This is a genomic window from Dyella sp. PARNA 12/25, assembly GCF_055702865.1.
On sequence record NZ_JBVQCI010000013.1, the window covers coordinates 100,140 to 121,646 of the forward strand.

General features: G+C 62.6%; 16 protein-coding genes. 8 read left to right on the top strand and 8 right to left on the bottom strand.

Annotation, left to right across the window (positions count from 1 at the left end; translation table 11 throughout):
• The first annotated feature begins 3 nt into the window (after positions 1 to 3).
• The 4 genes from gspD to AC0GUR_RS19420 all read left to right on the top strand — a co-directional run bounded on the left by gspD (position 4) and on the right by AC0GUR_RS19420 (position 7,695).
• Complete coding sequence (gene gspD, locus AC0GUR_RS19405; RefSeq protein ID WP_472879154.1) at positions 4 to 2,355, top strand: type II secretion system secretin GspD; 2,352 nt, start codon at positions 4 to 6, stop codon at positions 2,353 to 2,355.
• A gap of 637 nt (positions 2,356 to 2,992) precedes the next feature.
• Entirely contained in the window at positions 2,993 to 5,509 is a 2,517-nt protein-coding gene (gene hrpB / locus AC0GUR_RS19410) for an ATP-dependent helicase HrpB (protein ID WP_472879155.1), read from the top strand.
• 86 nt (positions 5,510 to 5,595) lie between these two features.
• Entirely contained in the window at positions 5,596 to 7,245 is a 1,650-nt protein-coding gene (locus AC0GUR_RS19415) for a M20/M25/M40 family metallo-hydrolase (protein WP_472879156.1), read from the top strand.
• A 75-nt stretch (positions 7,246 to 7,320) separates the two neighbouring features.
• The gene (locus tag AC0GUR_RS19420; RefSeq protein WP_472879157.1) at positions 7,321 to 7,695 is read left to right on the top strand and encodes an RcnB family protein; all 375 of its coding nucleotides are present in this window, start codon (positions 7,321 to 7,323) and stop codon (positions 7,693 to 7,695) included.
• 80 nt (positions 7,696 to 7,775) lie between these two features.
• Here AC0GUR_RS19420 and AC0GUR_RS19425 read toward each other — a convergent pair whose 3' ends face one another.
• Entirely contained in the window at positions 7,776 to 8,831 is a 1,056-nt protein-coding gene (locus tag AC0GUR_RS19425) for a hypothetical protein (RefSeq protein WP_472879158.1), read from the bottom strand.
• 539 nt (positions 8,832 to 9,370) lie between these two features.
• Here AC0GUR_RS19425 and AC0GUR_RS19430 point away from each other — a divergent pair.
• Positions 9,371 to 10,543, top strand: a complete 1,173-nt coding sequence (locus tag AC0GUR_RS19430) for an alpha/beta fold hydrolase (protein ID WP_472879159.1) — start codon at positions 9,371 to 9,373, stop codon at positions 10,541 to 10,543.
• 26 nt (positions 10,544 to 10,569) lie between these two features.
• On the opposite strand, the gene AC0GUR_RS19435 is transcribed toward AC0GUR_RS19430, so the two are convergent.
• The 3 genes from AC0GUR_RS19435 to AC0GUR_RS19445 all read right to left on the bottom strand — a co-directional run bounded on the left by AC0GUR_RS19435 (position 10,570) and on the right by AC0GUR_RS19445 (position 13,030).
• Positions 10,570 to 11,250 (bottom strand): pyridoxamine 5'-phosphate oxidase family protein, encoded by a 681-nt coding sequence (locus AC0GUR_RS19435; RefSeq protein ID WP_472879160.1) that lies wholly within the window; start codon positions 11,248 to 11,250, stop codon positions 10,570 to 10,572.
• A gap of 150 nt (positions 11,251 to 11,400) precedes the next feature.
• On the bottom strand, positions 11,401 to 12,444 hold the full coding sequence (locus AC0GUR_RS19440) for an alpha/beta fold hydrolase (RefSeq protein WP_472879161.1): 1,044 nt from the start codon (positions 12,442 to 12,444) through the stop codon (positions 11,401 to 11,403).
• 58 nt (positions 12,445 to 12,502) lie between these two features.
• The gene (locus tag AC0GUR_RS19445) at positions 12,503 to 13,030 is read right to left on the bottom strand and encodes a hypothetical protein (protein WP_472879162.1); all 528 of its coding nucleotides are present in this window, start codon (positions 13,028 to 13,030) and stop codon (positions 12,503 to 12,505) included.
• 339 nt (positions 13,031 to 13,369) lie between these two features.
• Between AC0GUR_RS19445 and AC0GUR_RS19450 the strand changes: the two genes are divergently transcribed.
• The 3 genes from AC0GUR_RS19450 to pip all read left to right on the top strand — a co-directional run bounded on the left by AC0GUR_RS19450 (position 13,370) and on the right by pip (position 16,873).
• Positions 13,370 to 15,352 carry a serine hydrolase domain-containing protein gene (locus tag AC0GUR_RS19450; protein WP_472879163.1) on the top strand — a complete coding sequence of 661 codons (1,983 nt, stop codon included), beginning with the start codon at positions 13,370 to 13,372 and terminating at the stop codon, positions 15,350 to 15,352.
• A 3-nt stretch (positions 15,353 to 15,355) separates the two neighbouring features.
• Positions 15,356 to 15,733, top strand: coding sequence for an MliC family protein (locus tag AC0GUR_RS19455; RefSeq protein WP_472879164.1), 378 nt, complete (start codon positions 15,356 to 15,358; stop codon positions 15,731 to 15,733).
• A gap of 186 nt (positions 15,734 to 15,919) precedes the next feature.
• Complete coding sequence (pip, locus tag AC0GUR_RS19460; protein WP_472879165.1) at positions 15,920 to 16,873, top strand: prolyl aminopeptidase; 954 nt, start codon at positions 15,920 to 15,922, stop codon at positions 16,871 to 16,873.
• Between the two features lie 124 nt (positions 16,874 to 16,997).
• Here the strand turns inward: pip and AC0GUR_RS19465 are convergent, their stop codons facing one another.
• The 4 genes from AC0GUR_RS19465 to AC0GUR_RS19480 form a co-directional block, all read right to left on the bottom strand.
• Complete coding sequence (locus AC0GUR_RS19465; RefSeq protein ID WP_472879166.1) at positions 16,998 to 17,207, bottom strand: dodecin; 210 nt, start codon at positions 17,205 to 17,207, stop codon at positions 16,998 to 17,000.
• A 161-nt stretch (positions 17,208 to 17,368) separates the two neighbouring features.
• Positions 17,369 to 17,812, bottom strand: coding sequence for a hypothetical protein (locus AC0GUR_RS19470; protein WP_472879167.1), 444 nt, complete (start codon positions 17,810 to 17,812; stop codon positions 17,369 to 17,371).
• Between the two features lie 116 nt (positions 17,813 to 17,928).
• A complete protein-coding gene (locus AC0GUR_RS19475; protein WP_472879168.1) occupies positions 17,929 to 18,783 on the bottom strand; it encodes a ribonuclease H-like domain-containing protein in 855 nt (284 codons plus the stop codon).
• Positions 18,780 to 21,200, bottom strand: a complete 2,421-nt coding sequence (locus AC0GUR_RS19480; RefSeq protein WP_472879169.1) for a DEAD/DEAH box helicase — start codon at positions 21,198 to 21,200, stop codon at positions 18,780 to 18,782. The genes AC0GUR_RS19475 and AC0GUR_RS19480 overlap by 4 nt, the downstream gene beginning before the upstream one ends.
• Between the last annotated feature and the right edge of the window lie 307 nt (positions 21,201 to 21,507).

Consider the following 21,507-nt stretch of genomic DNA (forward strand, 5'->3'; position numbering starts at 1 on the left):
TTTATGCCCATCCAGCGCACCTCGCGGATCCACCGCATCGGCACGCTCAGCCTTGCTCTGTGGCTGGTCGGCTGCCAGACGCTGCCGCAGCCTAGCGACAACGGCGAGCTTCAGCGCGAAGCCATGGCCGGCACCGAGCGGCCAGCGCCGACGCCGACGCCGCTCAATCGTGGCGGCAACACCGGGCAACCCGTCGCTCCCGTGCAGTCACAGGTCAGTACCGGCACCGGCCAGTTCGTGCGGCCGGTAGGTCCGGCGACCCCTCATACCCCCGCGAGCGGCGAAGGGGCCGTCACCTTCAACTTCGAAAACCAGCCCGTGCAGGCGGTGGTGAAGGCCATCCTCGGTGACCTGCTCAAGCAGAACTACACCATCGTGCCGGGCGTGCAGGGCAACATCTCGTTTTCCACCTCCGAACCGGTGGATAGCAGCCAGGCGCTGCCCATACTGGAGACGTTGCTCTCGTGGACAGGCAACGCGCTGGTACAGCGCGACGGTCGCTACATCGTGATGCCGACCAAGGACGCCGTGGCAGGCAACCTTGTGCCCAGCCTGGGCGCAGTCGCGCCGCAGGCCGGCCTGCAGGCGCGTCTGTTTCCGCTGCGCTACATCTCGGCCAACGAGATGCAGAAACTGATCAAGCCGTTTGCACGGCCCGACGCGGTATTGCTGGTGGATAACTCGCGCAACGTCATTGTGATGGCGGGCACGCCGCAGGAGCTGGCCAACTACCAGCGCAGCGTGCAGACCTTCGACGTGGATTGGCTGCGTGGCATGTCGGTGGGCGTCTTCAGCCTGCAGCACGCGGGTGTCAATGAGCTGATGCCGCAACTGGACCAGATGTTCGGCCCCAAGGGCGATACACCGCTGGCAGGCATGCTGCGCTTCATCCCCATCGAGCGCACCAATGCGCTGGTGGTGATCAGCACACAGCCCAACTACCTGCAGGAAGTGGGCAGCTGGATCGCACGCATCGACCGTGGCGGCGGCAACGAACCGGAGTTGTTCGTCTACGACGTGCGCAACATCAAAGCCTCCGATCTGGCGCAGTACCTCGGGCAGATCTACACGAATAATGCCGGCAATGGCAACAACAACGCCGGTAAGGTCGGGCCTGGCCTCAACAGCGGCACCATCGGCGTTGGCGAAAACGCCAATACGTCGGTCACTCCCATGGGCAGCACCGCCGGCAGTTTTGGCAGCAGCACCGGTGGTGTCGGCAACAACAACCAGGGTGTCGGCAACAGCGGCGGACTTAATAATAGTGGCGGCCTGAGCAACGGCGGCATGGGCCAGCAGGGCGGCATCGGCACCTCCAGCTTTGGTGGTGGTGCGTTCGGTAATGCCGGCACCAATACCGGTGCACAACCGGGCCAGCAATACACCTCCGAAGACGGCAGCATCCGCATCAGCTCGGTGGATGCCAACAATCAGCTGCTGGTGCGCGCGCGTCCCTCGCAGTGGGCCGAAATCGAATCAGCCATCAAGCGTCTCGACAACACGCCGCTGCAAGTGCAGATCGAAACGCGCATTCTCGAAGTCAGCCTGACCGGTGACTTCCAGTTCGGTGTGCAGTGGTATCTGCAAGGCCTCTCGGGCGGCACCAACAACGGCAACGGCACCTTTACGCCGGGCGACAAGAACAACCATCTGCAGGGCGCACTAGGTCAGGGCGGCAACCAATACTTTCCTGGCACCAGCACGTCGCCGGGCGACGCCTTGTTCTATTCGTTCGTCAACAAAAACCTGCAGGTGGCGTTGCACGCGCTGGAAGTGAGCGGCAACACCAAGACGTTGTCCGCGCCGTCGATGGTGGTGATGAACAACCAGGTCGCGCAGATCCAGGTCGGCGATCAGATTCCGATCAATCAGACCAGCGTGAATCCTGGCGTGGGCACGGCGGTGTACAACTCGGTGAACTACCTCAACACCGGCGTGATTCTCAGTGTGCAGCCGCGTGTGAATCCGGGTGGTCTGGTGTACATGAACATCGGTCAGCAGGTGAGTCAGGTGGATCCCACGGTGGCCGCGGTGAATGGCAACCCCACGATCAGTCAGCGCCAGCTGGCGACCCAGGTGGCGGTGCAGAGCGGGCAGACGGTGTTGTTGGGTGGCCTGATCCAGCAGCAGGAAGGGGCAACCAATACGGGTATTCCGGGGCTCAATAGCGTACCCATCATTGGGCGCTTGTTTGGCACGACCAATCGCAATCGCAATCGTACGGAGTTGATTGTGTTGATTACGCCGAGGGTGATTGGCAGTGCGGATGAGGCTAAGCAGGTGACGGATGAGTATCAGAGGAAGTTTGAGTCGTTGGCGCCGTTGAGGGCGGCTAACAATGGGGTGCAGCCGTAACTTCCACACTTTCTCCTTCGCCCCTTCGGGGGAGAGGGTTGGGGTGAGGGGTGCGAGCTCGCGAGAACGCGTGTCCCCCTCACCGTCATCCCAGCGAAGGCTGGAGGCGCTTCACAACAGCGAAGCTGGTCATCCAGTGACTTTGCTCTTGGCTCTTTATTGCGGCGTCTCCGCCAGCGTGCCGCCTACGCGGCGGGCGTTTCGATCGTCTGCCGACGCTCGAGTCACTTTTCTTTTGTTGGCCCAAAAGAAAAGTAACCCAAAGAAAACGGCCTCCAGAGCGAGGTTGCCGTAGCGTCGTGATTAATACGAGCCTTGGCGCTGACGAAGCCCTGATCGTCACGATCGCCCGACATGCGATACGGCTACACCGCAACGCGCCACCGCGAAGAGGACTTAAAGCAGCGCGGTGCTGCTCTCGGCTCTTAGCTCCCTCTCCCCTCGCGGGAGAGGGTTGGGGAGAGGGGGCAATCTAGCCTCACCCCAAAACGAGCCGTCACCCCGGCGCAGGCCGGAGTCCGGTAGCGATATCGCCTGGTAGTCGCGAGCTTCCCCGAACCCCGGAGCTACACAAGAGCATCCCGACGCAATGAGCACTTAAAGCGACGCACCACGCACCCCCGGTATCATCCCCCCGATGACCACCCCGCAGTCCTTCCCCATCACCCCGCTGCTCCCCGAGATCAGCGCTTCGCTCGCCAAGCATCCACGTCTGGTGCTGGAAGCACCGCCAGGCGCCGGCAAAACCACGCAGGTACCTCTGGCGCTGCTCGATCAGCCGTGGCTCGCCGGCACCAAGATCCTGATGCTGGAACCCCGCCGCATCGCTGCGCGTGCCGCCGCGCAGTTCATGTCGCGCCAGCGGGGTGAAGAGTTGGGTCAAACGGTGGGCTACCGCATCCGCTTCGAATCCAAGGTGAGCGCCGCCACACGCATCGAGGTGGTCACCGAAGGCATTCTGACGCGACTGATTCAGGATGATCCGGAGCTCACCGGTATCGGTGTGATCCTGTTTGACGAATTCCACGAGCGACATCTCGCGGGCGATCTCGGTGCAGCACTCGCATTGGATGTGCAGGGCACGCTGCGGCCGGAGCTGCGTATCGTGGTGATGTCGGCGACGCTGGATGGTGAGCGCATTGCTCAGTGGCTGGATGCGCCGCGCATCAGCAGCCCGGGGCGAAGTTTTCCGGTGCGGGTGGAGTATCCGGCGGCACGCGTGCAGGAAAGCACGGAACATCATCTCGCCCGTGTTGCGAAGCAGGCGTTGCAGGAGAATGACGGCGATGTGCTGGCGTTTCTGCCGGGGCGTCGTGAGATTGCGCGTACGCAGGGCATTCTCGAATCGTCGCTTGATGAAGACGTTGAGATTGTCGCGCTGCACGGCGAGCTGTCGCTGGCTGAGCAGCAGGCGGCGTTGAGTCCGGCAGAACCGGGTACGCGGCGCGTGGTGCTTGCCACTAACGTGGCAGAGTCCAGCGTGACTTTGCCGGGCATTCGCGCGGTGGTGGATAGTGGTCTTGCCCGAGAGCCGCGCTTCGACCCCAATTCCGGTTTCACGCGACTGGAAACGGTAAATATCTCGCAGGCCTCGGCGGATCAGCGCGCGGGCCGCGCCGGACGTGTGGCAGAGGGCACGGCCTATCGCCTGTGGCCGCAAAGCAAGCGGCTCGATGCGTCACGCACTGCGGAAATCGCCCAGGCGGAGCTCTCCGGTCTGGCGCTGGAACTGGCTTCATGGGGCATCACCGTGGGCAGCGGCAGTGACCTTCCGTGGCTGGATGCGCCGCCTGCTGGCGCGTTGGCTCAGGGGCGCGAATTGTTGATGCAGCTTGGAGCGTTGGCTGCGGATGGGCGCATCACGGCACTGGGGCGCGAGATGCTCGAACTCGGCGCCACGCCTCGCCTGGGGGCGGCTGCCTTGCGCTCTGCACCTGAGTTGCGCGCGCTGGTCGCCGATTTGCTGGCCTTGATGGAAGCACGCTCGCCATTGCGTGGCGAGCATGCGCGTACCGACGATTTCCGCGCGCGTGTGAGTGCGCTGCATGCATGGCGCGATCGTCACACCGCGGGCGCTCGCGGCGGTGCCGATGCCGGTGCGCTGGCCGCCATCGAGCAGGCGAGCAAAGGTTGGCGTCGTCGGCTGGATGTGCGATCCGCCGCCAGCGGTGTGCCGGATAGCCACGCCGTGGGTGATCTGCTGTTGCACGCCTTTCCGGATCGCGTCGCGCGCCGCGACGACAACAATCCAATGCGCTACACGCTGGCCAATGGCCGTGGCGCGCGCTTGCATGACAACACCGCGTTGCATGGTGAGTCATGGCTGGTCGCACTCGATCTGCGCTTTGAAGCGCGCGACAGCTTGATTCTTGCTGCTGCACCCATCGATCTTCGCGTACTCGAACGTGATTACCCCGCGCAGTTCAAACGTGAGCGCGTGCTGCGCTGGAATGACGAGCGCAACGCTGTCGAAGCGTTTGAGGAACAACGCTACGCATCCATCGTGCTGGATCGCCGCAGTGTTCCAGTGACACCTGAAGACGCCTTGCCCGCGTTGCTCGCTGCCATTCGCGCCAAGGGCATCGATGCACTGCCGTGGAGCGACAACGCGCGTCGCCTGCGCGCACGCATGCAGGCGTTGCGTGTGTGGATGCCGGAGCTTGGCTTGCCGGATGTCTCCGACACCGCGTTACTCGATACGCTCGAAGACTGGCTTGGCCCCTACCTCAACGGCAAGCGCCGATTCGACGCATTGAGCGCGGAAGAGCTTTCGCAGGCGCTGGGCTCATTGTTCGATTACGAGCAACGCCGCCAGCTTGATGCGCAGGTGCCCGAGGCGCTGACGGTGCCAAGCGGCATGACTCGTCGCCTGGAGTACGCCGAAGGCGAACCACCGGTACTCGCCGTAAAATTGCAGGAGTTGTTTGGCCTTACTGACACTCCACGCGTCGCCGGCGGCCGCATTCCCGTCACGCTTCATTTGCTCTCGCCCGCGGGTCGCCCCATCCAGGTTACGCAGGATCTCAAAGGTTTCTGGGAGCGCACCTACCCCGAGGTGAAGAAGGAGCTTAAGGGACGCTATCCGCGCCACCCGTGGCCGGATGACCCGTGGACCGCCGCACCAACGCATCGCGCCAAACCTCGCGGTACCTGATCGTCGTTTGCCGACGCTCGGCTGACATGGCACCCTCGTTCTCTCGACCGCCGGATGTCCGACGGTATATTCCCCCGGGAGTGTCCATGCCTCGCACGTTGTTTGCCCTCGCGCTCGCTGCAAGTCTCTCTGCCACGGCCATGGCGGCCGTACCTGCCGCCGAACAGCCCGGCCTCGCCAAAATTCGTGAAGCGGATCTGCGCGCCGATATCGGTTTTCTCGCATCGGATGCCTTGCAGGGGCGCCTATCGCTTCAACCCGGCGACGATGCCGCGGTGCAGTGGATTGCTTCGGAGTTCGCAAAGGCGGGGCTTAAGCCCGTAGCGACCGACGCAGCGGGGCAGCCCACCTATCTGCAGGCCGTGCCGCTGATCGAATACCACCCGGATGCCAAGGCCACGCGCCTCACACTCACGCGCCAGGGCAAGAACGTCGAGTGGAAAGATCCGGAAGTGGGTGGCTCATTTCCCACCGATCAGGACATTTCCGGACAAGTGGTGTTTGCCGGTTACGGCATCACCGCGCCGGAGCTTGGTTATGACGACTACGCCGGCCTCGATGTGAAGGGCAAGGTCGTGGTGGTGTTTGACCACGAGCCACAGGAGAAGAAGGCGGATTCGATCTTCAACGGCACCGGCAACACGCGCTACGCCACGGGTTACGTGAAGGTTCTCAACGCACAGGAGCATGGCGCTGTCGCCGTGCTGATCGCGCCGGAGCCGTCGCACAACCATCCTTCCGCACAGGAAGTGCGTGCCCGCATCGGTCACCACTTGGAGCACGCGGCCAATCCCATTCCGGCGCAGGCGCTGGCGGACAGCGCCGTGCGCATTCCAAGCATGATCATTTCGGCGGATGTGTCGGCCCAGCTGCTGGCCACCAGCGGCAGCAACCCGGCTGCGCTGCAGAACGGCATTGATGCCGATCTCAGGCCGCGTTCCATCGCACTGCCTGATACGTCGATCAATCTGCATCTGCACAGCAGCTCGCGGCGCGAAGCAACCACCTGGAATGTAGTGGGCTTGGTGGAGGGCAGCGATCCCAAGCTCGCCCCCGAAACCATCATCATCAGCGGTCACCATGATCACGATGGCATGAGCGACGGCAAGATCTGGCACGGCGCCGATGACAACGCATCAGGCACCGTGGGCGTGGTGACGCTGGCTCGCGCGTTTGCCGCCAATCCCGCCAAGCCCAAGCGTTCCATCTTGTTTGCGGTCTTTGCTGCCGAAGAACGTGGCCTGCTCGGCGCGTACTACATGGCCGCGCATCCGCTGCGCTCGCTGGACACCACGCGCGCCATGATCAACTTCGACATGATCGGCCGCGATGAAAAGCCCAGCCCGCAGACCGAGGGCCTGATCCAGATCCCTGCGGACACCAGCAATCGCCTGAACCTGATCGGCGCCGCCTACAGCCCCGACTACCAGCACACCGTCGCCAAGGCGAACGAACAGGTGGGTCTGACGCTCGATGATCGCTTCGATCACGAATACGCGCTCAACGTATTCTTCCGCTCGGATCAGTTCCCCTTCGTGCTGCACAATGTGCCGGCATTCTGGTGGTTCACCGGCTTCCACCCGGATTACCACCACCCCAGCGATACGGCCGAGAAGATCAACTATCCCAAGATGGCCAAGATTCTCAAGCTTGCTTATTTGAGCGCATGGCAGTTTGCGGAGGAGGCGAAGACGCCACGTTTCGTGTCGCACCCGGGTAGCCAGAAGGCTGATTGAAATAGACACACCGGCAGGTCTTTATAAGGCCATGCCGGTGCGTTCAAGTATCACTTGTCTTAAACGGAGACTCCGATGAAACGCCTGTTCACCTTCGTCATCGCAGGAGCCTTGCTCGCAGGAAGCGCGATTGCCATGGCAGGCCCCCAGGACGACCACGACAGGTATGGAAACGACAACGGCCAGGGTGACGATCACCATGGCCACAACCCCAAGGACGAAGGCCGGCACGACAACGGCAAGCACAAGGGCTGGGACAAGCAGGCTTATCGCCGCGGCGATCGCCTGCCTGATCGCTATTACACCACCCAGTACTACGTGACCGACTACGAGCACTATCACCTGCGCCGCCCTGATCCGGGCTACCGGTGGATCCGCAGCGACAATGGCCAGATCGTGCTCACGGCCATCGCTTCCGGCATCGTGGTCGATATCGCGATTAACCCTTGATGGGTTCAGGTCGGTTCATCGCAATGGTGAGCCGACCTTGCTTCATGGTGCCACGCTGATCTGCGCGAGAGCTCGTTGTATCAGCCCTTGGTGGGCGCTTGCTGCTTTGCCAATTGCTGGCAGCTGTTGGCGTAGTTGCGCAGGTCGTTGCGCACTGGATCCAGTTCCATCCAGAAACCGTAGCGCACCGCGCCGCCTTTGTCGGCCAGCCATGCGCCCATCGCGCGGGCAGACAGCAGCTCGTTCAGTTGTGTCAGCGCAATGGGTTGGGAGAACACCACCGACTGGGCGATCGCCGCGAAGCCCCAGCGTTGTTTTTCAGTGGCCGGTTGATGGTTGATCTCGAAGTACGACTGCGAAGCGCGGGCCACGATCTGGCGTGAGCGCTCGGCGCCAATGGTGTAGTACGCCGTGACGGTGAGCCCGTCTGGCCGGCACAGGAGCGTCAGGCGATGCTCACCGTCGCGCGCTTGCTGGGTGAGTGAGAGCGAAGCGACGCCGTTCATGGGCTGATTGACCGCCGTAGGTGGCAGGCGACCGTTGTTGCCCAGGTTGTAGCCAAGTATCTGATCGTTGCTCAGCCACTCGATGTCGTTGCTCGGGAGCTTGCTGAGCACCAACGGATTCACGCCCATCTCTTTCAGATAATCGGCGAGCTTGCCCGACGTCGGCGACGCACCATCCATCGCTTGCAAGCCAATACGATCGTTGCCGGTGGGCGCCCATCGATAGAGACCGCCGGCGTAGGCGTAAGCACAAGCATTGACGCAGGTCGATTCCTTGGGAAGCACCGGAGAGCGTGCGGTGCGCCGCGGTGAACCCAGATGGGTGGTCATGGCGCCGGCACGAAACAATTGGCCGAGCGCCAAAGCCGCGTCGATATCGCCACCGGACGAATTCAGGTAGATGTCGCTGCCTTCGGGGATCTTGCGCGACCGGATCAGCGCTTCGACACGCTGTGGCGCGCCCGCATCGATGAGGCCGTATAAATAAATTTGCGGCACCTTGGCGACAGACAGCGTCATCCGGTCATCGTTGACCTGGATGGCCAGCTGATCGGTGCTTGCGTTCTGCGTGGTGATTCCTGTCGTGCGTGCACCAGAGGTTTGCGCATGCAACGAAAGAGCGGGCGTCATGCCAGTCGCCAGCAGCGCGAACCACATCGCGTAGGGGTGCCGCCTGCGACGCAGGGAAGGGACTGGGGTGGCTACGACTTGCACACGACCGGCTCTAACAAAAGTGGTGGGTCAGTTTGCGCGATCTGTGATGTTGTGCAAGTGAAGCTTGCTGAATGAGCGCAAGAATCTGCATCCAGTGAGAATGGCTACATCGCGCATACACACACACCATCTCGCCCATAACCGGTGCAAACGTCGCTGAACAGGCATATACCCTTGCGATTCCCGCGAGGCGCTTCAGCGAGGGCGATGAATGGGCGTCCGGTCGTCCGGGTGCCTGTCCGTGGCCGTGTCCGCGGACGCTTCCTTGATGGCGTGACATGGTCGTAAGTCATTGACGCGACGTGGCTGAGCAAGGCGGCGGGCGGCTGGCACGCGAGTTGCTCTGGTCACCAGCAACGGCGCTGATCCGATGGAGTTCAAAGATCGGCGCCACCTCATACCTTCACGGAGTCATCGATTCCGGTAGGTGGCCAAACCGATACAGGAGAGTTCCTTTGACCACGCTGCGCACTTCCGCTCTTTTCATGCTCGCCCTGACGGTAGGCATCGCTGCACCTCGCGCTTTTGCCGACACGACGGCACAGGCCACGCCGGCCCAGGACAAGTCCACCCTGATGTCGCGCGACGAAGTCACACGCATCCTTGCCTCCAATCGCAAGATCACCACAGCACAAGGGATCGAGGAGACCATCAAGGTGCGCATCAATGGCATCGACCAGTGGCTGTCGATCCGCGGCAAGGACCGTCGCAACCCGATCTTGCTGTTCCTGCATGGTGGCCCTGCTGCGCCGGCCATGCCCGAGGCCTACACCTTCCAGACGCCGTGGGAGGACTACTTCACCGTGGTGCAGTGGGACCAGCGCGGCGCTGGCAAGACCTACCTCGCCAATACCGAGCAGGCCATGGCGCCAGGCATGACCGTGCAAGGCATGACCGATGACGCGACGCAGGTCGTGCAATATCTGCGAGAACACTATGGCAAGCAGAAGATCTTCATCCTGGGCCACTCCTGGGGCACCGTGCTCGGCGTGAACCTGGCGCAGCAGCATCCTGACTGGTTCTACGCGTACATCTCCGTGGGCCAGGTGGTGAATGGCCGACGCAACGAGGAAGTGGGCTACAACTTCGCATTGACTCAGGCTAAGGCCGAGGGCAATGCCAAGGCCATCGCCGAGCTGGAGGCGATGGGTCCGTATCCCGGCAACAAGCTGACGCTCGACCGCCTCGGCACGCGCAGCAAGTGGGAGATGTACTACGGCGGTTTGGCGTGGGGGCGCAGGGATTACCAGTTCGACGTCGACGCCGAAGAACTATCGCCTGACTACAGCAAGCAGGAGCTCGCTGCGATCGATAAGGGCAGCCTGTTCACACTGAACTACCTGATGGATCCACTGCTCGCAGTGAACTTCGACCACACCACGCACTTCAACTGCCCGGTGATCGTCTTCGTGGGCGCGCACGACTACACCACGGCCCATGAACTTACCGAAGAGTGGTACAGCCACATCCAGGCACCGTCCAAGCACTTTGTTTCGTTTGCCGATTCGGCGCACATGGTGATGCAGGAACAGCCAGGGCGTTTCCTCGCGCATCTGGTGAGCGATGCCTTGCCGCTGGCGCAGAAAGTCGGTGACGTGGCACCGACGGAAGTGGAGAGCGACAAGTAAGTGGTGCGTTGCCGGCAGGCTCGCTCTCAGCGGAGCCTGCCGGAAGCAATCAGCGCCGCCAAAGGCTCCGGCAAAGCGATGGATGCAGAGACTTCAGGGGCAGGCTGTGCGTCCTTCAACATCACCTGCATAGGTATAACGCCCGCCCAGACCGGAACATGCGCTTCGTCGACATCGGAAGGATCGCCCGCTCGCGCCTTCACCGTCGCCTCTTCGATATCCATCCAGAGCACCGACGTCGCCTTCAGTTCTTTCTCCGTGACCGGCCGTAGCGTGTTCCAGCGTTGGGGAAAGAGACCATCCATGAAGGCACGAAGCGCGTCGGCCCGCTCGTCGAGTGAATCCACCACGTGGGCCGTGCCGAACAACATGGCGGATCGGTAATTGACCGCATGGTTCAGCGCAGATCGCGCCAGCACATAACCATCAACCAGGCTGCAAGTGACGCAGACGCGCGTTCCCTCGACATGCCGAAGAAAGCGACTACCCACCGAGCCATGCCAATACAGACGCTGTCCTTGCCGCCAATGCATGGTCGGCGTGACAAACGGTTCGCCATCGACGACATAACCAACGTGGCACAGCGGGCTAGCATCAACGACGGCATAGACATCCGAACGCTGGTAGCTACCTAGATGGGCTTCGCGTCGGATGCGGGTCCGATCGGTTTTCGGGAAGCTGTCGGATTCCATGGACTGTGCTGACATGGGTTGCTCTAGTTGGGCAGGGGTTGGTCGAAAGCTCAGCGGAAAACGCTATCGCCACCCCATTCAGTCAGCTGTTCCTTTCTGGCGCCTTCCACAGATATGAGCCGTCCGTTGCATAGCTTTGCCAATCACGACTTAATCGGCGTCGCTTTAGAGGTGACTGTCGTCGGTACCCTTTTTCCTGGCAATCGCCGTCGCCTGCTCGATGGCATCGATGACCACCTGCGGCTTGTCGTACTGGATGTAGTGCCCGGCGTTCGGCACGATGATATTGATGCCACGCGTGGACATGGCCGCTACCTGGGTATGCAGGTTTTCCCATAGCAAGGTACGTTGATTGCGCTCGTCCTGTGTTTCGTCCTTCTGCTTCGGATAGGGCGAGTGCGTCAGGACGATGATGGGGAGACTTCCAAAATCCTTTCCTGTGGCGCGTGCCTCATCGGCGCTCTGATAGAAGACGCTCTCGCGCTCTGAGGCGACTGCAGCCTGCCATTTCGCAGCGGCTTTGTATGTCGCCTGGGCGGCATTGATGGCCGGGCTGAATCGAGGATCGTTCGTTTCACCAACGCACTTGGCAAACATGGGTGAGCCTTCCATCAGGCCGTTGCTGGCCGCATCGATGCAGGCGTGTGCGTCCTTCAGGTAGGTGTCCCAGCGCTCCTTCTGCCCGGTGGCGCCGATGGCCCAGCCGCTGGTGGACTGGTCTTCATGTGAACCCTCGACGATGACCAGGCCAGCGACGTCTTTCGGATACTTGTCCACGTACACCCTGACATTCATGCCCGCGAGCGAATGGCCAACGAGAATGTACGGCGGATCGATTCGCGCCGCTTTAAGCAGGGCATGCAGATCCTCGGCCTGATGTACCGGTGTGCTGGATCGCCTTGCCGCGTCGCTGAAACCCAGCCCTGCACGATCGAAGGAGCAGGTTGTCGTGGTTCGGGAAATCGCCGGTTGGACCAGAGCCCACGAAAGGGTCGAATCTCCCATGCCTGCATCCAGGATGACCGCAGGGGTGCCTTGCCCTTTGCAGTAAAGGTTCAGGCGTTGCCCTTGTCCTATGTCGATCATTCGGGCCGGGCCGGTATACACCGGATCGGTAACCAGTGGCGTCTTCGCCGCATCGTCGGCGGCGCGTGTCAAAGGACAGGTGGCAGCCATGGCTGCAACGACGACGGCTGCTGTTCTACGCACCTGATGGTTCCCCCGGGGTTGGCGCAAGCTGGTTAGCGCGTCGAGATTGCGGGAGAGGTCAGGTCGGCTGCAAGGCCTCTACATCCTCGGATGTCGCGGAAAGTGCGCTGGCCAACGAAACGGGCTGGTCGGCGTAAAGAAGAATCCAGCGTCGCGCTGCTCTGGCTTTTCCCTTGTGCACGAGGGTGACGCCGTCGATGGACGCATCGTGCAGTTCCACCGCAAGGTTGGGTGCATCCAGTCCGTGGGCAGGCGTGACGTCGGTGTGGCGGAGGCCCCGCGCACGCATCCAGTCATGTCGCGCTTCTTGAATGGCTACGACACGCTGAATGCTGGTTCGAGGGATGGCGCCTGCGTGGAACAGCCCGCCACCCAGCCAGAGTGCTTCATGGCTGACGACGTGCGGGACGTTGCGCATGATGCTTCGCACAGCGATAGCCCAACCGACGCCGAGCAGGCCAAGCACGGCGATCACTGTATGGATGATGGCAGGGTGGTGTGCGTGACTCAGGGAAACGACGACGAGCGACAACGGGATGTCACCCAGCAGGCCGACAACGAGCATGGGAACAAGGATGCTGGACATGGGGCCGTTGGCGACGCTGAAGCGCAATCCTGCGGGGTAAGTAGTCGCGACAAGGGCGCTTGGTCGAGGGCGCCTGAAAAGGATCGCAGTAAGTTCCTTCCATGGACTCGGCATGAGCTGCATTGAAAATCGCGTCGAGAGGAATGGCGCATTGTGACCGGACAGGCTTCCTTGCGGATATGCCTGTACCGCAAGCATCACCAGATCGCCCGCACTGGCGCCTACCATTAACGCGTGTAGACTCGGAAGGACCACCAGCGTTACCGGCCATGCGATTCGGCTACATCGCCGCGCATGACTGGCTGCAGGACGTTCCCTCCTTGAAAGCGAGGTACCTCCATGTTGCTGCGATGTGTGCTGTTCCTTGGTTTGTTCGGCCTGGCGATGCCATCGCTGGCGCAGACGGTGCCGGAAGACACCGCGGGTGCCGCGATCAAGGCCGATACGCCAAGGAAAACAGCCGCAGGCACCCAGTTTGTCGTTCCGGCCGATTGGTCAGCGCACGTCAGCGGTAACAAGGTCACGCTCGATCCGCCCGAGGCGGGGTCGCATGTGGTGGTGGTGGATATCAGAGGCGACGACGTGGATGTCGCCGTCGCCGAGGCCTGGAAGGTCTACGCGCCGCCCAAGACCTGGCCGCTGCTGCTGGCCACGGATAGCGCGCCACGCGATGGTTGGGAACAGATTCGCGTCTACAACTACGACACTACAGCCAACGAAAAGCGCCACGTGGTCGCCGTGGCCTATCGTCACGGCAAGCAAACCACCGTGCTCATCATCGATATGGCGAACGCGGTGGCCGAGAAGCGGCTGGCGCAGACACGGGCCATCACCGACCGTCTGTTGCCCAAGGGCTACAAGCGCGAAAGCTTCGCGGGCAAGAAAGCGCATCCGTTGGATGCGGCGCGCGTCGAATCGCTGAGAGCCTTTGTCGACAGCGCGCGACAAGCCTATGACGTGCCCGGTGTCGCCATTGGCCTGATCGATCACGGCAAGGTGGTGTTTGCCGGTGGCATGGGTGTGCGCGAGATCGGCAAGCCGGAGCCGATCGACGCCGACACGCTGTTCATGATTGCCTCCAACACCAAGGCGCTTACCACCTTGATGCTGGCGCGGCTGGTGGACGAGAAGAAGTTCGGCTGGAACACGCCGGTGGTCGATGTGATGCCCTCGTTCAAGCTGGGCAATGCTGCGACCACCAAACAGGTGTTGATGCGACACTTGATCTGCGCCTGCACCGGCATGCCGCGGCAGGACATGGAGTGGTTGCTCAACAGTCGCGACGCCACGCCGGAGAGCGTGCTCAGGTCACTGTCGGGCATGCAGCCCACCAGCAAGTTCGGTGAATTGTTCCAGTACTCCAACCTGATGGCGGCCGCAGCGGGATTCATTGGCGGTCATGTGGCCTATCCCGACCTGGAGTTGGGCCCCGCCTACGACCTGGCCATGCAGAAGCAGGTGTTCGACCCGCTGGGCATGCACCTGACCACCTTCGACTTCGATCGCGCGCTACTCGCCGATCACGCGGCACCCCATGGCACCGATGTGGATGGACATACCGCCGTGGCCAGCATGGGCATCAACGACACCATCCGCGCCGCGCGACCCGCTGGTGGTGCGTGGAGCGCGGTGAGCGACATGCTTCGCTACGTGCAGATGGAGTTGAGCAATGGCGTGCTGCCGGAGGGCAAACGCTACGTCTCGAAGGAGACGCTGCTGGAACGCCGCAAGCCCAATGTCGCGCTGGGCGCCACTGCCACTTATGGCATGGGGCTGATGGTCGACCGCACGTGGGGCGTATCGGTGGTGCATCACGGCGGCGATTTGTCCGGCTTCCACTCGGACATGATCTGGTTGCCAGAGCAGGGTGTCGGTGCGGTTATCCTTACCAACGCCGATGCGGGGGTGTTTATTCGCGGGCCGTTTCAGCGTCGATTGCTGGAGGTGCTGTTTGACGGCAAGCCTCTTGCGCAGTCCGAAATCGATGCCGGCGTGAAACGGTACAAGGCCGGGCTGGCCACGGAGCGCAAGCGGCTCACCGTGCCGGCGGATGCCGCCGAGGTGGCCAAGCTTGCCGAGAATTACCGGAACCCCGCTGTCGGCAGCCTCCAGGTGGAGCGCAATGGCAAGACCACCACCTTCAATTTTGGTGCGTGGCATAGCGAAGTGGCTTCGCGCAAAAACGACGACGGCTCGATCTCCTTCATGACCATCTCGCCTGGGCAGGGTGGTTTGGAGTTCGTGGTTTCCGGGTCGCCCGACAGCCGCAAGCTGATACTGCGCGACGGGCAGCATGAGTATGTCTACGACGAGGTGAGGTAGCTCATGAAGACGATACGAAGCAGGACACTGACGCTGTTAGGCAGCGTGGCGCTGTTGTCGGCTTCGGTAGTCATGGCGGCAGCACCGTTGAAAGTGACCAAGGTGCAGGTGGATGCGCCGGTGTCGCACACGTATCAGTGTGAGGGCGGCAAGTCGTTGCAGGTCACCTATTGGAACAGCCGAAGCGGGCAGAGCTTTGCGCTGCTGCCGGTGGACGGCAAGCCGCTGCTGTTCGTCAACACCATCGCCGCTTCCGGCGTGAAATACGTGGCCGACCGCTACACGTGGTGGACCAAGGGCAATAACGGCGATCTGTACGACATGACTGCCGGGCCGGACGCGAAGCCGATCGTGGCAGGGTGCTCAGTCGTCACTAAGTAGAACCTTTCTCAAGTTAGGCGAACCTTGCCTATTGCCCGTCATTCGCGCCTTCGCGGGAATGACGCTTGGTTCTTTTGGCAACATTGAATTTTGAGATAGGTTTTAGATAGTCAGAGCCAGACACTCGCGCTTCCGTCTATCGCCCGCGCGTAGGTATGCTCTGCAAATCGCAAGAGGAGTAAGTCTGTGCGCGAGCTATTCCCCGAGATCGAGCCGTTTCGTACCCATCGGCTCAAGGTGGACGACCTCCACGAATTGCACGTGGAGGAGTGCGGCAACCCGAAAGGTTTGCCCGTGGTGTTCCTGCACGGCGGGCCGGGTGCGGGGCTGTCGCCGTATCATCGGCGCTTCTTCGATCCGGCGCGCTACCACATCGTGTTGTTCGATCAGCGTGGCGCGGGCAAGTCGACCCCGCACGCCGAGCTGAAAGACAACACCACATGGCATCTTGTGGCGGACATTGAAGCGATTCGTGAGCACCTCGGCATCGAACGCTGGGTAGTGTTTGGAGGCTCGTGGGGTTCGACGCTGGCGCTGGCCTATGCGCAGGCGCATGTGGAGCGGGTGCTGGGCCTGGTGCTTCGCGGCATCTTTCTGGGTCGTCCGCCCGAGCTGCGCTGGTTCAATGAGATCGATGGCGGTGCTTCGCAGATTTTCCCTGAGCGCTGGGCGCGTTATCTCGCCTATATCCCGGAGGGAGAACGGGACAACATGGTCGAAGCCTATTGGCGGCGCCTGGACAGCGATGATCATGCCGAGCGACTCGCTGCTGCGTTGGCGTGGGGCAACTGGGAGGGTGGAAGCACCACCCTGCTGCACGACCCGGACGAGCCCGGCAACTTCGAAGATCCGCATGCGGCGATCAGCGTGGCGCGCGCAGAAGCGCACTACTTCCGCCACGCCATTTTCCTGGAGCCGAACCAGCTGTTGCGCGATATCGATCGCATCCGCGCCATACCGGCCACCATCGTGCACGGTCGCTACGACATCATTTGCCCGGTAAAGACCGCGTGCGATCTGGCCGCGGCATGGCCGGAAGCGAAGCTGCAGATCGTGCTCGCCGGCCACAGCGCCGCCGACCCGGCCATCGTCGACGCGCTGGTGCAGGCAACCGATACGCTGGCGGATCGGTACTGCTGATCGGCTCGCGTCATCACACGGTTGGGTGTTGAGAGAGAACTGCAAAGAGCCACAACCTTGCTCGTCATTTCCGCTATTGCAGGAATGACGAGCGGGAGGTGTCGACTATTCTGGTCAGGAATGCTCAGCCCTCGAGCGTAAAGCCGATCTTCAACGTCACTTGCCAATAGGCCACCTTGCCGTCTTCCACGTGCCCGCGCATGTCTGTGACGTGGAACCAGCGGATGTCACGAATGGTTTTGGAGGCACGCGCGATGGCGGCCTTGATCGCGTCGTCGCTGCTCTTTTTGGATGAACCGGTCAGTTCCACCGACTTGTAGACATGCTCGGACATGGCGTGGCCTCCGGGTGGCTCAGCAGGAAAGGAATGTTTAGCCAGTGCATACCCGTGCCTGCCAAACGGATGTGAAGGCAGGCGGCATTGGGCGGAGGCCGGCCAAAGAAAGAGCCCGGCTTTCGCCGGGCTCTGTTCAATGCGCCAGTGTCAGGCCGGCATCACTGTTCGTCGTCATCCTCGTAGCGCACCCGCGGCTGGTCATACACCACCGTGCGGGTAACGACGGGTGCGCTTTCATAGACGACGGTGGTCGGCTGGCGGTAGACCACGGTCGGCGGCGGGGGCGGCGCGTAATACACCGGTGCCGGCGCGGGAGCCATGGCGGATTCGACGATGCCTGCCACGGTGCCTGCCACGATGGCGCCGGCAATCCAGCGGCCGCCGCTCCAGTGACCTTCGCGGCGCCAGCCATCGCGGTGCCAGTCTTCATGACGCCAGCCGTCATGGTCGCGATAGCCTCGGTCGTGATCCCAGCCATGACGGTAGCCACCGTCACGGTCCCAACCGTCGTGGTCGTGCGCCGAAGCGGCCATGGGCGCCGCCACCAAAGCAGCTAAGGCCAACCCGATCAACATGCGATTGCCAACTGCGCGCTTGGTCATGACACACCTCCGTGAATGTGGGCGTGATGCTGTGATTTCCGCGCTTAATGCCAACTGAAATTTTTTCGCCCGAATCGCGTGCCAAATACCTGGCGTTCAGCGCTTTCGAAGCCCTGCTAAGCAAGCCCTAAGGAAGGCGTGTTCTGCGTCACGAATTGACCGAGGATGCCGCCCAGACTTCGCAGGTCTTGACTGTTGTGGCGTGCCACACGATGCAGCGGCGCAGCCGAACCGCCACGCAGAAAACCCAGCCATGCGGCGGGCGCTTCGGCACCGGGCAGATCGTCTTCGCGCACCACTTTCAAAAGCTGTCGCTCAGCTGTCGACAGACGACAGTTCTCCCACACGCCACGCCATTGCCGGCGCACCGGGTGCAGCAGATCGATATGGGCGAGCCCGGCAAGCGGGCAGGCGCGGTGGTGCAGACGAAAGCGCGTCTTGAGCAACGGCGCGTCGTACGACTTGCCGTTGTAGCTGACCAGCACCGTGTCGGGGCGCAGCCAGGAGGCGAAGCAGTCCAGCATGGCGGCTTCGGCGGCAAGCGTGGTGATCAGCAGCTGGCGCTCGCGAAAGCGGCCTTCGTGCCAGTCGGCGACGCCAATCATGAAGGCGCGGGTACCCGTGCCGCCGGCAAGTCCGGTGGTTTCGGTGTCGAACAACAGCAGCCGGTCGGGTGAGATCACCTCGTCGATGCGCGCAAACGCGGCGTGGAACCTCGAAGGTGCCGGCGGCCAGTCGCTGTGGATCTCGGAAAGCTGCAGGCCCGGGGCGATGGTCTGCCCAGGCAATGAGATGGGCTCGTTTCGTTGCGGACGCTGCGGCGCACTTTGCGCGCGTCGGCGGATGCCGAGCAGCTGGCTGATGTTGTCCGGCAGCGCAGGGCGTTCGCGCGGCGCTACCGGCACCGGTGCCGGCGGCAAGACGCCAGCCTGCCGGCGCAGTCCACGCAATTTGTCGGCAAGGGCACTCACAGCGCGATGACCAGATCGAGCACGCGTGTGGCAAGTGCTTTCAACGAATGCTCGCTCAGTTCGTCGGCGGCAAGCACCGGCCCGACGCAGGCAGGGCAGCCGGCGCGGCAATCGCAGCGGTACACCAGTTCACGCGCAAGCCGCACCAGGTCTTCGCGGCGCTCATATAAAGGCGCGCTTAAGCCAACGCCACCGGGGAAGGCGTCGTAGAGATACAGCGTAGGTACGAAGGGGCCTAGCGTGGCGGCGTCACCCTCGCCAAAGCTGGAGCGGATCTGCGCGCGGCCGTTGGCATCCGGCGTGGCGAACCATGCGCCATCGCCGCTGCCCACGGCTTTTTGCAGATCGCGCGCTTCGGCCATCACCGCCACCGTGGCCACGATATGCAAGGCGTGGGCGGCAGCGAGGAAACCGTCGAGCGCCTGCTGGCGGTGATCGAACGCCTGATCCAGTGCACGCTGCGGCAGCTGCCACCACACGGCAGTGGTGTGCAGCTCGAGATCGGGCAGGTTCACCGGGCCGTAGCCGATGTTCTCATGCGTGTAGTAGCGGATCTTCTTGTAACCCGCCACGCGGCGAGCCACGTGCACCTCACCGTGATGAGCGCTGCCAGCGCCGGCCGGCGAGCCGTCGAACGCTTCCAGCACCTTCAGTTTGGTGTAATCGATAGCGTCGGTGTAGTAATCGACATGCGTGCGCGTGACATAAGCCTTGCGGCCGCTCCAGTCCAGCCGCTCCACCTGATAAGGCACCGACTGGATCATGTGGATGGCGCCCTCATACAGCGTCAGCGACGCTGCGCTGAAATCCACCTCGGCCACGATGGTCTGACGGCCGTCGGTGCGGTCCACCACCACGAAATTGCCGTCCGCCACCGAGCGCAACGACACGGCATTGGCAGGGTAGCTGTCGGCGATCCATTCAAAGCGTTCGCCCTCCTGATGCAGCACCCCTTCTTCGGCCAACACCTGCAGCCAGGGCGTAGCGTCCTGCGGGCCGAACAACTCACCGTCCTTGAAGGGCAGCTCGAAGGCGGCGCAGCGGATATGGTCCAGCAAAATCAGCGGCTGATCCGGCGCAATGCGCGCGTGCTCAGGCGGCGCGCCCTGAAAAAACTCCGGGTGGCGCACCAGATACTGGTCCAGCGGATCACTGCTCGCCACCAGCACCCCAAGCGACGCCTGCTGGCGGCGGCCGGCGCGGCCAAAGCGCTGCCAGGTCGCGGCCACGCTGCCGGGGTAGCCATTGAGCACCACGACATCCAGCGCACCGATATCCACGCCCAGTTCCAGCGCCGAGGTGCTGACGATGCCGTCCACCTGCCCGGCGCGCATTTCGCGTTCTGCAGCGCGGCGCTCCGTGGGTAGATAGCCGCCACGATAAGCGCGGATGCGAGGTGGCTTGCGTGGATCGCTGTCGAACACATCCTTCAGATACTTGGTAAGCACCTCCACCATCAGTCGCGATTGCGCGAACACCAGCGTCTTCAGGCCCGCGCGAATGGCCGTGCGCGCAATGCGGTTCGACTGCGAGCGCGCGGAAGCACGCAAGCCAAGGTCGGGGTTCACCACCGGCGGGTTCCACAGCAACACATGCTTCTCGCCCACCGGCGCACCGCTCTCGGTGATTGCAGTCACCGGTTGCTCGATCAGCGCGCTCGCGTGCTCGGCCGGATTGCCGATGGTGGCCGAGCAGAGGATGAACTGCGGCGACACGCCGTAGAACGCACACACACGCTGCAGGCGGCGCAGCACATTGGCGACATGCGAGCCGAACACGCCGCGATAGGTATGCACCTCATCGATCACCACGTAACGTAGGTTCTCGAAGAACTGCGCCCACTTGGTGTGATGCGGCAGGATCGCCTGATGCAGCATGTCAGGATTACTCACCACGATATCGCCATGCAGACGAATAGCCTGCCGCGCATCGCCCGGCGTATCGCCATCAAAGGTGAACGCCTTCACCCCCAAGCCACCTGCCTGATTGAGCTCCAGCAACTCGGCGACCTGATCCTGTGCCAGCGCCTTGGTGGGAAACAGAAACAGCGCCTTCGCTTGCTGGCGGATGGCTGCGCTGATCACCGGCAGCGTGTAGCACAACGACTTGCCGGAAGCGGTCGGCGTGGCGATGACTACGTGCTTACCCGCTGCGGTGGCATCCCAGGCCTGTGCCTGATGGGCATAGAGTTGTTGGATGCCGCGACTGCGCAGTGCTTCTGCCAGAGCGGGTGGCATATCGCCCGGAAGCGGAGCGAACTGGCCTTCGCGTCCGGGCAGCACGAACTGGCCGGTGATGCGGTCGCCGTAGCGCCTTGCCAGTCGCCGGGCCAGTTGGTCGCCGCCGGTGACGGGTGCGGATAGAGCGCCATCCTGGCGTACCGCGCGTTGAGCGAGGGGATTGGGCAGGGCATTCATGGGGTGCGCTCCGGGCGGGGAGGGCATTGCAGCGGGAGGTTGTCTCAGGTGTTGAGACGAGGGGCGTGGTGGGGTTTGTTGGGGTGATACCGCGATCGGGCTCGCCTGCGACGTAAAGCTAGTCCCCGTGGGACGGCCGGCTTCCGACCTCCTGCTGGAGGTCGGGTTACTTTCTCTTGCTTGCCCAAGTCCCACGGGGATTAGCTTCGCGTCAGAAAGTAACCAAAGAGAAAGGCACCCCCGCTTGGCGCTGGCCGGTGAAGCCGGCCAGTCCGTGAGGGGCGGCCGGGCTTTTCGACAGGACATC

Bases quoted from the DNA above. Each gene is read 5' to 3' on its own strand.
- gspD (WP_472879154.1), top strand. From the start codon at position 4: ATGCCCATCCAGCGCACCTCGCGGATCCACCGCATCGGCACGCTCAGC.
- hrpB (WP_472879155.1), top strand. From the start codon at position 2,993: ATGACCACCCCGCAGTCCTTCCCCATCACCCCGCTGCTCCCCGAGATC.
- AC0GUR_RS19415 (WP_472879156.1), top strand. From the start codon at position 5,596: ATGCCTCGCACGTTGTTTGCCCTCGCGCTCGCTGCAAGTCTCTCTGCC.
- AC0GUR_RS19420 (WP_472879157.1), top strand. From the start codon at position 7,321: ATGAAACGCCTGTTCACCTTCGTCATCGCAGGAGCCTTGCTCGCAGGA.
- AC0GUR_RS19425 (WP_472879158.1), bottom strand. From the start codon at position 8,831: ATGACGCCCGCTCTTTCGTTGCATGCGCAAACCTCTGGTGCACGCACG.
- AC0GUR_RS19435 (WP_472879160.1), bottom strand. From the start codon at position 11,250: ATGTCAGCACAGTCCATGGAATCCGACAGCTTCCCGAAAACCGATCGG.
- AC0GUR_RS19445 (WP_472879162.1), bottom strand. From the start codon at position 13,030: ATGTCCAGCATCCTTGTTCCCATGCTCGTTGTCGGCCTGCTGGGTGAC.
- AC0GUR_RS19450 (WP_472879163.1), top strand. From the start codon at position 13,370: ATGTTGCTGCGATGTGTGCTGTTCCTTGGTTTGTTCGGCCTGGCGATG.
- AC0GUR_RS19455 (WP_472879164.1), top strand. From the start codon at position 15,356: ATGAAGACGATACGAAGCAGGACACTGACGCTGTTAGGCAGCGTGGCG.
- AC0GUR_RS19465 (WP_472879166.1), bottom strand. From the start codon at position 17,207: ATGTCCGAGCATGTCTACAAGTCGGTGGAACTGACCGGTTCATCCAAA.
- AC0GUR_RS19470 (WP_472879167.1), bottom strand. From the start codon at position 17,812: ATGACCAAGCGCGCAGTTGGCAATCGCATGTTGATCGGGTTGGCCTTA.
- AC0GUR_RS19480 (WP_472879169.1), bottom strand. From the start codon at position 21,200: ATGAATGCCCTGCCCAATCCCCTCGCTCAACGCGCGGTACGCCAGGAT.